The organism is Halomonas litopenaei (assembly GCF_017303055.1).
GTDB classification, from domain to species: Bacteria; Pseudomonadota; Gammaproteobacteria; order Pseudomonadales; family Halomonadaceae; genus Halomonas; species Halomonas litopenaei_A.
In genome coordinates, this window is the sequence record NZ_JAEKJT010000001.1 from 537,614 (window position 1) to 549,754 (window position 12,141).

Below are 12,141 nucleotides of genomic sequence, written 5' to 3' on the forward strand. Positions count from 1 at the left end.
ATTCTAGAATAAACTGTCGACAATGTTAAGCGAGCCCCCCATAACGGCCTTTGAACTTTGGTCGCCGAGGGCATCGCCGAGCCAGTCCAGGGGTGTGTCTCGGCGGTGCAGGCGTTACCATGTCGCCGATTCAAGAGACGGGAACAGGCGGTGCATCAATGACGGGAGCAGTGCTGTCTCCTTGCGTCGGGCTATGTTCCACCACGCTGGGGGATGACGTTTGTAGAGGCTGTCAGCGCCATCGCGACGAAATTCGCGACTGGTTTGCCATGCCCGCAGAGGAACGTCAGCGGCGTATGAACGAACTCGATGCCTTGCGCCAGCAGCAAGCGTCGGTGCTGATCGACGTGTTCGATGAAGCCCGGCTCGAGCAGCAGATGCGTCGACATCGCATCCGTTTTCGTGCGTCACAGCCGGCGCTGTCCCGCGCCGTCGAGCTGTTACGCGTCGGTCGAGAGCGCATTGGCGTGCTCGACGCCTATGGCCTCAGTCCACGCCCCGGCGCGCCTGCGTCGGCGGCCGAGTTGTACGCAGCGCTGAGCGACGCCTTGAATGTCGCCGCCGCTTCCCGTCGTCAGCGCGATTCCCAGGCAGGTCGCTGACCTGCCCACTACTGGATGTTTTCTGCATGAACAGTCCTGTCAGCACCGAGCATGACGCCTCCTTGCCTGTCGAACTTCTCGAGTTTCTGCCCTGTGAGACGCCTGCATCATGGGTTCAATGGGCCCTCGATAACGAAACCCTGCTGTTGATCGATCACGCTCAATGCGAGAAGAAGGCGGCCTCGACCGCCATGAGCTTGATGTACCGTTATGTCGATCACACCGATCTGCTGACCAAGATGTCGCAGCTGGCGCGGGAGGAACTCCTGCACTTCGAGCAGGTGGTCAAGATCATGAAGACGAGAGGCATTGAATACCGTCACCTCAGTGCTTCGCGCTACGCTGAGGGGCTCAGAGAACTGGTCAGAAAAGATGAGCCTGATAGGCTTGTAGATATACTGATCGTGGGTGCCTTGATCGAAGCGCGCAGCTGTGAACGGTTCGCACGACTGATTCCGCATCTTGATGAGGAGCTTGCCAAGTTCTACCGAGGTCTGGTTAAGTCGGAGGGACGTCACTTCGAGGATTACATCAGTCTGGCCCGCCAGCTGACCGACGCGCCGATAGAAACGCGTATTGCGGAGTTCAAGGCCCGCGAAGAGCAACTAGTGACGACCCCGGACGTCGCCTTTCGTTTTCACAGCGGTGTACCGGCCTGACGCCGAGTGCATCGCCACGCAGGGACACCATCATGCGGGACGCCCAACACGATGCTTCCCAGATAATCGACCAGGATCACCTGGCACTCTTCGGGCACTTTTCCCTGAGCCTGGGAGACGATGTCCTCGTTCAATTCAGCTACGACAAGGTCAAGGCATTACTGGTGTATCTGCTGCTGCATCAGCAGCCGGTCAACCGCGCCACACTGGCAGAACTGCTGTGGCCCGATCAGGGCCTGTCATCAGGCAGGACCAATCTGCGTCATGCACTGCACTGCCTGAGACAGTCTCTGGGGGATGAGGCCGACAAGGTGCTGACCGTGTCGCGCCAGACCATTGCCTTCCAGCTGCCGTCCCAGTGGGGCTTCGATGTACATGGCTTGCAGCGTTTGCTCGAGGGCAAACGCGACATCGACACCCTCAAGACGATTCTCGAGCTGTATCGCGGAGATCTTGTCGAAGAGCTGCAGCTACCTGCCTGTCCTGACTTTCAGCGCTGGCTGATTCAGGTGCGTAACGAGTGGCGTCAGCGCGTCATCCGCTTTGCTGAAGACGTGCTGGACCAGGAGGGCGAAGCGCCTGATCAACTGCTGCAGGATCTGGTCAGCCGTTTCTCAGGCTACGCACCGTTTCACGAGCGACTGGTTCGCCAGCTGGCCGAGCAGGGTCAGATGGCGGCCGCTCACGAGCAGTACAACAGCTTCCTGCAGCTGCTGGCGCTGTCCGGCCAGCAGCCTGACCCCGGCTTCCTGCAGCTGGCCGCCTATTGGTCAGACAGCCAGGCCGATAGTGGTTCGCTGTCGCCCAAGGGAGCGTTCTCACGCACCTTGTCCGTGGACAGTCCACCTCTCAGTGAAGACGAAGTCGAGCATCGTCAGCTGTCCGTCATGGCAATCCGCCTGAGCCTGCAAGGCGATATGGGCAGCCGCGCGGAGACCCGTGCCTGCCTGGCGCTGCAGATCGAGCTGATGCGCTGGCTGGAAAAGCAATGTCATCACCTGGGTGGGTTCTGGCTGCCCGGTGCGACCGGCGGCCTGGGGCTTGCCTGTTTCGGTACCCATGGCCCGGCCCACCAGCTGGCTGAACTGGTTGCGCTGTACGAGCACTGCCGTCGGCTGCTGGATGAAGAATGCCAGCGCCATTGGACGGGCGAGGGCAGTGTACCGACCATCGAGCTGGCCGCCGGGTTGAACAGTGGCCAAGTGGTATACCTTCCAGCACGTCATCTGGTAGATCCGCTTGGCCAGGTGACCCAGGGGGCACTGAATTTGATGAGTGCCGCCGAGGGCAGCGAGCTGGTCATCTCCCAGGAGGCCAGTCAGCACATGCCTCCTGCACTGGACCTCCAGCCTCGGTTGTTTTCTCGGTTGGTCGCCAGCGATGGCCGGGTGCGCCTGCGGGCGCTGGTGCTGGGCAGCAACGAAGGCGGGCGCGACGCCATGCCACCCAGCCTGGTGGGCCGTGAGAATGCGCTGCGCATGTTGCGTGATGCCCTGGCGAGGGCAGGCATTGGCCTGCGCCAGAGCGTGCTGGTCAAAGGGCCATCCGGTCTCGGAAAGTCGGCCCTGCTGGTAGGTTTCCGTCACCTGGAGCAGAGCCGTGACGCGACGATCTGCTGGCAGCCGAATACCCGCATGTCGGTTCAGGAACCCTATGGAGTGGCGCGTCAGCTGCTGCGCTGGCACCTAGGGGGTGAGCTCGATGCCGAGGGGTTAAGCGGACTGGTCGAGCGCCTGGGGCTGGGTGAACTTGACGACAACGACCGGCAATGGCTGGAAGAGGCCATGGGCATCCGGGATGCCCAGGAGAGCACCTTGCTGGCCAAGAGCAGCGAGGCGGTGGAAGCTGTCGTCTCCCTGTTACACGGCCTGGTGCTCGAGCTGTCGCAGGATCGGCCGCTGGTACTGATGATCGATGACCTGCAATGGGTCGACGAGCCCTCCTTCAAGGTGCTGGCCGGACTGCAGGCCCGCCTTCCGATCAACTGTCCGCTGCTGTTGATTGCCAGTCATCATGGACGTGAGTCACTCCCGACTCGCCTGCATTGGGACCAGCAGATCACGCTGGGCCGTCTTGATGCGATGCAGTCGTCGCGGCTGCTGACTCAGCTGGCTCGACGTTATCGGCTGCACCTGTCACCGCGCTTGCGAGGTCAGATCATCGAGCGCTGTGATGGGGTGCCGCTGTATCTGCAGGAGATCTGCCGCCGCCTCGATATGGATCGACGTGAAGGCCGTAGCGTTCAGCTAGATGAGCTTCCCCACGGGTTGCTGGGCCTTCTGACCAGCCGGATCGACCAGCTGGACGTGGATCGTGAAGTTGCCCACGTGGCCGCCGTGCTGGGGCGTAACTTCCGTTTCGATTTTCTGGCCGAATGTAGCGGTTGGGAGCCCGATCGTCTGGGCAAGGCGCTGGAGGAAATGCGCCGGCTGGAGATCATCGAGATCGCTGACGGTGAAGCGGGCGCAAAGCAGTATCAGTTTACCCATCAGCTGCTCCACGAAGCCGCCTATCTATCCTGTCCCCGGGATGTGCGAGTCGACATGCATCGCCGCGTCGTGCAGTTGATCGAAGAACGCTTCCCGATGTGGATCAGCCGCCACCCCGGCGATTTCGCGATGCACTTGCGGCGCAGCGGACATTACGCGCGGGGTGCTCGCTACTTTGAACTGGCGGCACGAGAGGCCCTCAAGGTCAGCGCCAATCGCACGGCACTGAAAATGGCCGATGCGGGACTCGCGAGCCTGCGTCAGGTTGAACGACAGGCCGAGCGAGAAATCAGCCTGCTGACGGTCCGAGGTCAAGCCGCCTTTGCACTGGAGGGACACGGTTCTCCCACTGCCCACGAGAGTTTCGTCAAGGCCAGAGAGCTGCTGACCGAGTGCACCACGGATCTTGAGGACGAGGACGATCTCGAGCAGGCCTTCCTGGTCAAGTGGGGGCTATGGGTGGGCTGCAGTCAGCGCAACGCCCATGCCGATGCCTTCCTGCTGGCGTCACGTCTGAACGATCTGGCGGTGCGGCTGGAGGATCCCCGCTATCAGCGGCTGGCAGACTACGCCGGCGCCAATTGCGAGTACTGGGCGGGGCGCATTCGTCAGGCCTATGACCACCTCGAGGAACTGGATCCGCTCAATAACCCGATGATGATCGAGTGGCTGCCGTTCTCCGATCATCCTCAGGTGGCGGCGGCCTGCTTCCAGGGCTGGACGCTGTGCCTGCGGGGTGACTATCAGCGGGCTGAGCGACACGTGGAATCGGCGATCCGACTGGCGGAAGAGATTCATCACCCCGGTAGCCTGGCGATGGCACTGATGTACGCCGCCGCCTTGTACCGCCAGCTGGGCCATGTGCACGAGGCCGCCCATCGCGCGCAGCGCGCGTTCGAGTTGACCGGAAGCTCCGATCTGCACCTGTGGCAGGTGTCCTCGCGGGCGGTGGTTGGCTGGCAGCGTGCGCTGGCGGGCAGCCGTGACGGCCTGCAACAGCTTCAGGCCGCCCACGAGGAACTGGCCGAGATCACAGGGCGAGATCCCTGCCAGCGTCCCAACTTCTGGTATGTGGACGCCTGCCTGGCCATGGGGGAACTGGAACAGGCCGAGGACTATCTCGACCAGTGCCTGCTGCTGGCCAGAGAGCGCGCGACCCTGTTTGTTCCCGAGCTGGCCATTCAGTTGGCGCGGGTGAGGCGCCAGATCGGCCGTGATCTCGACTCGGTGCGCACCTTGGCCGAGCTGGCGAGACAGCAGGCCAAGCGCGACGGCAACCTGCATCAGCAGCTATGTGCGCTGGAACTCTGGTTGAGCCACGTCGACGGCAATGACGATGCCGCCCACGATGAGTTCCGTCAGCTGTTGGCCCAGGTCTCGCTGAGCGATGCCCCGGTGCTGATTCGCTGGCGCGCCTTGCTGGATCGGCGAGTATCGCAGACTAGCGGAGCCTGATCTGCCCATCACGAGCGTTAGTGTTCTGGAGGGCCGTGACGCTTTTTTCGAAACGTCTCAAGGGCCCCAGTAGCAGGGCCCAGTGGCCAAGACCCCGACAGGCTAACCTGTTGGGGTCTTGTCGTCATAGAGCAGGGCGTGAGTCGTCCTGTAGTGTGGCGGAGGGGGTGCTGCTCACGTCATCTGCTCCAGAGCCGTGATGCGATCAAGCGCTTCATCGCGATGGGTTCCGCAGAGGTCGGCATCGAAGTCGAAGCGTGCGCATACCGCCGGGCGTTCGGACGAGCCAAACAGCTTGCACAGGTGATCGCTGTCGAGCTGGACGCAGCGCACGCCGGCCGGCTTTCCCTCAGGCATGCCCGGTATCGGCGAGCTGATCGACGGGGCGATGCAACAGGCGCCACACCCCGGCCGGCAGCCGAGGTGGCTAGACGCCTGGGCGTCTGTCGCTGGTGATGCCGCCGCGTCGACGGCAATCAGCTTGTCCGTGGTCATCATCGTCATGATCAGTGGGGGGCCTGGGCCGTGGCGGTGGCACCCTTGTCCACGCCCTCGTAGGCGCGCACCCAGGTATCAATACTCGTGTCCCGTGCAATGTGTTCGGCCAGCCACATGGCGATTCGCTCGACGGTGGTCGCGCCAGGCAGGCAGCGGCAGCGTTCCCGGGGCAGCCGCAGCTGGAAGCGCCCCTGGGGTGCCTGATAGGCGCTGACCAGGGCGTCACCTTCTACGCAGACCAGGTCATGCTCGTCCACCAGGTAGCTGTCATCCAGCCAGCGTGCATAGTGCTCCTCAAGTCCAGGCTGGCGACTGCCGCGCTGGATGATCTCGAGCCGCGAACGATGGCCGTGGGCAATACGCTGACAGTTCCCGGCGTGGCGCCTGAGGCCGTGGCTGTAGGTATAGGCCGCGCCGTCAATTGACTCGTCGCTCAGGCATAGCTCGATGTGCTCGACCCGCTCTGGCGGATGGCGCAGCAGTTGGCGCGACAGATGCTCGGCCATGGCAGCCTGGGTGATTCGTGGCCAGGGCAACAGGGTAAACGCCTGTCGCGGGCCGCGGACTTCCATGGGGTAGGGCGATGAGGTACGCACACACAGCCCCTCACGGCACTCACTGACCTCTACCCCGGGAGCTTGCGTAGGCACCAGCAGTGTATGGTCGGCACCGCCATCAAGGCGTGACTTGATCCATGGCTTGACCTCGCCGAAGTCAAACAGCATGCCATCCTCACCTAATTCACCGTCGAGGGTGGCATCCACTTGCCAGCTGGCCCCGATCAGACCACGGTCCGGGCACCACAGCGACACGTCGAGGTGCGTCAGTCGTCGTACAAAGAGTGCCATCAGTCGATTCCTGCGATCTTGTGGGTTTGCAGCGACAGCCGCCAGCGTGGATGAGCCATGCAGTGGGCGACGGTGGCTTGCAGTGGCGTGGTAGGCGCATCGCTGGCGACCAGCGAGGTGTCCATTGGCTGCAGCAGAAAGTGATCGAACTGCATCGCTTCAAAGGCCTCCGGCGGCGCCTCGGCCTGGGGAAAGACCAGCTTCAGCTCGTCACCATGGCGCTGCGCCAGCGGGGCGGCGCCCTTGGGACTGACGCACAGCCAGTCGATGCCCTCCGGGGCCGGAAGTGTGCCGTTGGTTTCGACGCCGATCTCGAAGCCCGCCCTGTGCATGGCCTCGATCAGCGGTGTGTCGAGCTGCAGCAAGGGCTCCCCTCCGGTAAACACCACGTAGGGAATGACTCGGGAATCGCTGTGGGGCCAGAGTGAGGCGAGGTGAGCGGTCAGCGCCTCTGCAGTGGAAAATTTCCCACCGTTCTGACCGTCCGTGCCGACGAAATCGGTATCGCAGAAGTGGCACTGTGCGCTCGCGCGGTCCTGCTCACGACCGGACCACAGGTTGCAGCCAGTAAAGCGACAGAACACGCTAGCCCGCCCGGCCTGTACGCCTTCGCCCTGCAAGGTATAGAAGGCTTCCTTGACGCTATACATCCTGCGTGGCTCCAACCGCCGGTTGGGCGTCTTCTGCTGCAGCAGCATAGGCTAGTGGATCCGTGACGCCCTGGGCCGCGAAGGCGGCGAGGCGCTCACGGCAGCTGCCACAGCGGCCACAGGCCAGTGGGCGTCCCTCGTAGCAGGTCCATGTGTGGCGGTAGTCCAGGCCCATGGCAAGCCCATCGGCGAGGATGTCGCTCTTGCTGGCATTGAGGTAGGGCGCATGTATGGCCACCGGGGAGAAGTTGGCGATGGCGGCCACGTCGTTCATCTTGTGCACGAATTCCGGGCGACAGTCGGGGTAGAGCACGTGATCACCACCATGAGCCCCGTAATCCACGCGGCTGGCGCCAATATTCACCGCCTTGGCGATGGCCAGTGAAAGCAGCACCATATTGCGGTTCGGGACCACCGTGGCACTCAGGTTGTCCTCGGCGTAGTCCCCGTCGGGCATGGCGCGGGCTGCATTGGTCAAGGCGGAGTTGTCGATCAAGCCGTGGATGGCGGTGATGTCGACCACTTGATGGGGAATCTTCAGTTCCTGGCACACCTGCCGCGCCACCTCGAGCTCACGGGCGTGACGCTGCCCGTAGTCGAAGGACAGGGCATGTACCTTGAGGCCCTCGCGAAGGGCGCGATGAAGAACGGTATAGGAATCCATGCCACCGGAGTAGATCACCACGGTGGTGGCGGGAGTAGGGCTCATGCTGAATATCTCGAGTCGGAGAATTTGGGGGAGGCGACTCGCTGTCGCCAGGGGCCGGGGTCCGGTCCGGCTAGATGCCATGGGCAATGTCGCTGCCTGACTTGAGTGGCTTAAATGCTTAAGTTGCTTAAGTGCTTAAGTTGCTTAAGTGCTTGGGCGGCTCAAGTGTCAGCGAGACACGCCGGCGCTGGAGCAGTCTCTCGCCAGCGCCTGCCTGTGGCGCCGCATAGGGTACCGAAAGGTGGGGTACAAGGCCAGGCACCTTTGATGCCGATCATTTGCGCCTCGTCAATATCGCACGTTCCCTGGCATGGCATGCTGCCGGGCCCGCACTGCGGTGTCTGAGCAGCGGCGTTTGAGCTGTAGAAGGAACCAGGATGTCCAGCCAGTCTTGGCTAGACATACGCTCCGCCGTGTTGCCTTGACCATTACCCCTGACGAGAATCGCCACCATGCATGCCCCTGAACTGCTGTCCCCGGCCGGCACCTATCGCCATATGCGCTTCGCCTTTGCCTACGGTGCGGATGCGGTCTACGCGGGCCAGCCCCGCTATTCGCTGCGGGTGCGCAACAACGACTTTGGCTTGGATAATCTGCTGCGTGGTATCGAACACGCCCGCAGCCGGGGCAAACGCTTTTACGTGGCGTCCAACATCGCCCCGCATAACGCCAAGCTGCGAACCTACCTCGATGACATGGCGCCGATTGTCGAGGCGTCACCCGACGCGCTGATCATGTCCGATCCAGGCCTGATCATGATGGTGCGGGAGCGCTGGCCCGAACAGCCCATTCACCTGTCGGTGCAGGCCAACGTGGTCAACCACGCGGCGGCCCGGTTCTGGCAGGCCCAGGGGATATCCCGGATCATCCTGTCACGGGAGCTGTCCCTCGAGGAAATCGCCGAGATTCGCGCCGAGTGTCCGAGTCTCGACATCGAGACCTTTGTTCACGGGGCGCTGTGCATCGCCTACTCAGGTCGCTGCCTGTTGTCCGGTTACTTCAATCGTCGAGACCCCAACCAGGGGACCTGCACCAATGCCTGCCGCTGGCAGTACCAGACTCACGCGGCCACCACGGATGACTGTGGCGACCTGGTACCCACCAGCGCTCAGCCGTCGGTGTTGATCGAGGACCCGCAGCGCTCGGGGGAGCTGATGCCGGTCCATGAGGACGAGCACGGCAGCTACATCATGAACTCCAAGGACTTGCGAGCGGTGCAGCACGTGGCAAGGCTAGTCGAGATGGGCGTCAGCTCGCTGAAGATCGAAGGGCGCACCAAGTCTCCCTACTACGTTGCCCGCACCGCCCAGGTCTATCGTCGTGCCATCGACGATGCCGTGGCGGGACGGCCGTTCGACAGGCGACTGATGGATGAGCTCGAGAACCTCGCCAATCGCGGCTATACAGAAGGCTTCTACCGCCGTCACGTACACGACGAGTATCAGAACTACGAGCGCGGGCACTCGATTGGCGTGCACCAGCAGTTTGTGGGAGAGGTGCTGGGCATGGAGCGTGAAGGGTGGCTCGAGGTTGCCGTCAAGAACCGCTTCGAAGTCGGGGATGGGGTGGAGTTGATGCTGCCGACCGGCAATCGGCGCTTTACCCTCAAGGCCATGATGTCGTCCAGCGGTCGTCCCCTGGAGGTGGCGCCTGGCGACGGGCACCGCGTGCGCCTGGCGTTGGAGGGCGAGTCATTGAGCGCTGCGGCGCGCAGCCAGGAGGCGCTTGGCTTTGGGCTGCTGCTGAGGGATCTTCCCGCTCGACAAGGTGGCGCCGTACCTTTACAGGCAGACGTGCAACCCCGATGCTAGAGCTCAAGTGGCGCCACGGGTTGAGCGGGCGCCGGGACTTTCTGGCTCAGGATGCTGCCATGGCCACCATTGAACATAGCGCTGTTCTCGCCGCGCCACCGGAGCGGGTGTTCGCCCTGCTCGAGAACGTCGAGGACTTCGCCGACTACTCCGACCTGATCACCTCGATCGATGCCTTGGGAGATGATCGTTACCGCTGGCACGTTCACGCGGTGGCGATGGACTGGACCTTCGATGTTCAGGTGACCGAGAAGTCGGCACCGTACCGGCTGGCGTGGCAATCGGTCGATGGGGTCAGCAATGAAGGGCGCTATGATCTTGAGCGCGTGGAAGAGGGCACCCGGGTCAGCCTGACCATCGACTATCGGATCCGCAATCGCCTTCTCGAGAAGGCGGTCAACCGAGCCGCCAAGCCGCTGGTCAGCAAGGTCAGCGCCCAGATCCTCGAGCGTGTCGAGGCTCGCCTGTGACGTCAGATCTGTTCCTCGACCCCCTGGTCGCTGGCCTCGCTGTCGTGCTGGATGCGGGCGCGCCCTGACGCCTTGGCACCGTACATCTGCTTGTCGGCTGCGGCGATCAGAGCCGCTGCATCGGTGCGCGGCATCTCGGGTAGCCACTGCGCCACGCCGATCGATGCGGTGACCTGCAGCGGCCGCTGTTCCACGCTGGCCATCGGTTGTCGGGCCAGCCATTGCTCGATGCGTCGTGCGACCTCAAGTGCGCCGGACGCTGGCGTGCCTGCGAGGGCGATCACGAACTCTTCGCCTCCGTAGCGCGCGGCTAGGTCGTTGGCCCTGACGGCATCGCGCAGCGTGGCGGCTACGTTGACCAGCACGATATCGCCGATGCGGTGGCCATACTGGTCATTCAGCTGCTTGAAGTGATCAAGATCGATAAACAGAAGCGACAGCGGACGACTCGTGGAGTAGGCCTCATGCAGCATGGTGCCGAGGCGTTGCTCCAGGGCGGCACGGTTGGCAAGTCCCGTCAGCGCATCCGTGGTCGCCTTTACGTCCAGGGCCTCGTTGTCACGCTTGAGCGCGGTCAGCTGGGTTTCACGATGATGCAGCTGTTCGACCAGGTGGAGCGTCAGTCCATGCAGCTGCTGCTTCCCGGCGAGCAGCAGGCGTTCAATGTCCTCTTCTGGTGACAACAGTGCGGCCAGGAAGCCGGGGAGGGTGCCCATGGCGTCGTCGAGCTGGCGGGTCAGCACCAGCTGCGTCTCATCGGCCAGGCCCGTGGTCAGCCTGAACCGGTGCAGACTGGCATCGATCGCCGCGCTATCGCCTGCCAGGCAATGACGGGATAGGTCATTGGCCAGGCGCAGGCAGCAGACGTCCAGCCAATGGGTCGTCATCTCGTTATCGACATCTTCCTCGAGCCTTGCCAGCACGGCGTGGGGCAGCTGCCAGCGTTCGACCAGCCAGCGTGAAGCCTGCTCGCGGGTGCAGCCCAATGCCGCGCGCTCGATGGACTGGCGCTGGCCCTTGTCGTCGGCCTCGGCGATCAGCGCAAAATAGCCAGGATCGACCCCGTGCAGAACCAGCACCCCGATGTCCTGAAGCAGTGCCTGGGTGGTCAGTTCCGTGACATGTTCCGGCCGCAGCACTGTGGCAATGGCTCGGGTAAGGTGGGTCGTTGCCAGGGTCTGGCGCCAGTAGTCCTTCAAGGGGCCGCGGACGGCGTCACGAACCAGCGTGAAGCCGAGCAGGGCGGTCAGGGTGCCATCGATACCCAGTCGCGCGACGGCGTCGGCATGACAGCTCAGCGGTTTGCCGCCCCGGCGGTAGTACGGGCAGTTGGCCAGCTTGAGCAGCTGCAGGCACAGGGCCGGGTCCTTGGCGACAAGCTCGACAAAATCTGTCAGTGGGGCGTCATGATCGTTGGCCAATGTCAGCAGTTCACCCACGACGGAAGGGAGCGACGGCAGTCGCTGTGCAGTTTCAAGTCGTGCTTCGATATCCGGAGAAAGCATGCTCACAGGGGCGCCGAGTCAAGTTCGTTGAAGGGGATAGTGCTACCCAGGCATGCCCCTTCTGCGGGAGCAGTGCCTAGGGGATGGATGACAGATGATGGCGGTTCCATGACCGCCATCGCGTTCCCGCTGGCCGCTACCAAGGCCGAATGCCGCGGATGATGAGCGTCACGGCTTGCGTAGCGACGCATTCAGGTGATCGACGACCTCGGCCCAGTCCGCGTCCGCCTCGATGGCTTCGCGCAGGAACTCGGCTTGGCCTTCGTTCCAGCAGGCGGCATCCGGTAGCTCGACATCCTCGGGGATGGGCGCGTTGCGGTCGATGAAGCGCTTGATCGCCTCGGGTTCCGATGCCAGTCCCAGCTGTTCGAACAATTCACTGAACGGGTGATCCGGGTGTTCCATGGACGTCTCCTCATCCTCACGGTTCTCCCTAACCTTACTC

The 12,141-nt window shown here is 63.0% G+C and carries 11 protein-coding genes; 5 read left to right on the forward strand and 6 right to left on the reverse strand.

Annotation, left to right across the window (positions count from 1 at the left end):
• Nucleotides 1-119 precede the first annotated feature (119 nt).
• The 3 genes from JF545_RS02295 to JF545_RS02305 are packed head-to-tail and all read left to right on the forward strand — an operon-like array spanning nucleotide 120 to nucleotide 5,205.
• A complete protein-coding gene (locus JF545_RS02295; protein ID WP_242520566.1) occupies nucleotides 120-602 on the forward strand; it encodes a DUF1289 domain-containing protein in 483 nt (160 codons plus the stop codon).
• Nucleotides 603-628: 26 nt separating this feature from the next.
• On the forward strand, nucleotides 629-1,261 hold the full coding sequence (locus JF545_RS02300; protein WP_206938204.1) for a tRNA-(ms[2]io[6]A)-hydroxylase: 633 nt from the start codon (nucleotides 629-631) through the stop codon (nucleotides 1,259-1,261).
• A gap of 32 nt (nucleotides 1,262-1,293) precedes the next feature.
• Nucleotides 1,294-5,205: an AAA family ATPase gene (locus JF545_RS02305; protein WP_206938206.1), complete on the forward strand. Its 3,912-nt coding sequence runs from the start codon at nucleotides 1,294-1,296 to the stop codon at nucleotides 5,203-5,205.
• A 174-nt stretch (nucleotides 5,206-5,379) separates the two neighbouring features.
• On the opposite strand, the gene JF545_RS02310 is transcribed toward JF545_RS02305, so the two are convergent.
• Genes JF545_RS02310 through queC form a run of 4 tightly spaced genes read right to left on the reverse strand, consistent with a single transcriptional unit; the run spans nucleotide 5,380 to nucleotide 7,910 of the window.
• Nucleotides 5,380-5,700: a YkgJ family cysteine cluster protein gene (locus JF545_RS02310; protein ID WP_206939203.1), complete on the reverse strand. Its 321-nt coding sequence runs from the start codon at nucleotides 5,698-5,700 to the stop codon at nucleotides 5,380-5,382.
• An 11-nt stretch (nucleotides 5,701-5,711) separates the two neighbouring features.
• Nucleotides 5,712-6,551, reverse strand: a complete 840-nt coding sequence (locus JF545_RS02315; RefSeq protein WP_206938208.1) for a 6-carboxytetrahydropterin synthase — start codon at nucleotides 6,549-6,551, stop codon at nucleotides 5,712-5,714.
• The gene (gene queE / locus JF545_RS02320) at nucleotides 6,551-7,201 is read right to left on the reverse strand and encodes a 7-carboxy-7-deazaguanine synthase (protein WP_206938210.1); all 651 of its coding nucleotides are present in this window, start codon (nucleotides 7,199-7,201) and stop codon (nucleotides 6,551-6,553) included. Before queE ends, JF545_RS02315 begins: the two co-directional genes overlap by 1 nt.
• Complete coding sequence (gene queC, locus JF545_RS02325; protein WP_206938226.1) at nucleotides 7,194-7,910, reverse strand: 7-cyano-7-deazaguanine synthase QueC; 717 nt, start codon at nucleotides 7,908-7,910, stop codon at nucleotides 7,194-7,196. The genes queE and queC overlap by 8 nt, the downstream gene beginning before the upstream one ends.
• Before the next feature lie 452 nt (nucleotides 7,911-8,362).
• On the opposite strand from queC, the gene yegQ reads away from it, so the two are divergent.
• Together yegQ and JF545_RS02335 are read left to right on the forward strand one after the other, a co-directional pair.
• On the forward strand, nucleotides 8,363-9,721 hold the full coding sequence (gene yegQ, locus JF545_RS02330) for a tRNA 5-hydroxyuridine modification protein YegQ (RefSeq protein ID WP_206938236.1): 1,359 nt from the start codon (nucleotides 8,363-8,365) through the stop codon (nucleotides 9,719-9,721).
• 59 nt (nucleotides 9,722-9,780) lie between these two features.
• Nucleotides 9,781-10,191 (forward strand): SRPBCC family protein, encoded by a 411-nt coding sequence (locus tag JF545_RS02335; protein WP_206939205.1) that lies wholly within the window; start codon nucleotides 9,781-9,783, stop codon nucleotides 10,189-10,191.
• A gap of 2 nt (nucleotides 10,192-10,193) precedes the next feature.
• Here JF545_RS02335 and JF545_RS02340 read toward each other — a convergent pair whose 3' ends face one another.
• Nucleotides 10,194-11,696: a sensor domain-containing diguanylate cyclase gene (locus JF545_RS02340; RefSeq protein ID WP_242520661.1), complete on the reverse strand. Its 1,503-nt coding sequence runs from the start codon at nucleotides 11,694-11,696 to the stop codon at nucleotides 10,194-10,196.
• Between the two features lie 168 nt (nucleotides 11,697-11,864).
• Nucleotides 11,865-12,101: a DUF2789 domain-containing protein gene (locus JF545_RS02345; protein ID WP_206938244.1), complete on the reverse strand. Its 237-nt coding sequence runs from the start codon at nucleotides 12,099-12,101 to the stop codon at nucleotides 11,865-11,867.
• Between the last annotated feature and the right edge of the window lie 40 nt (nucleotides 12,102-12,141).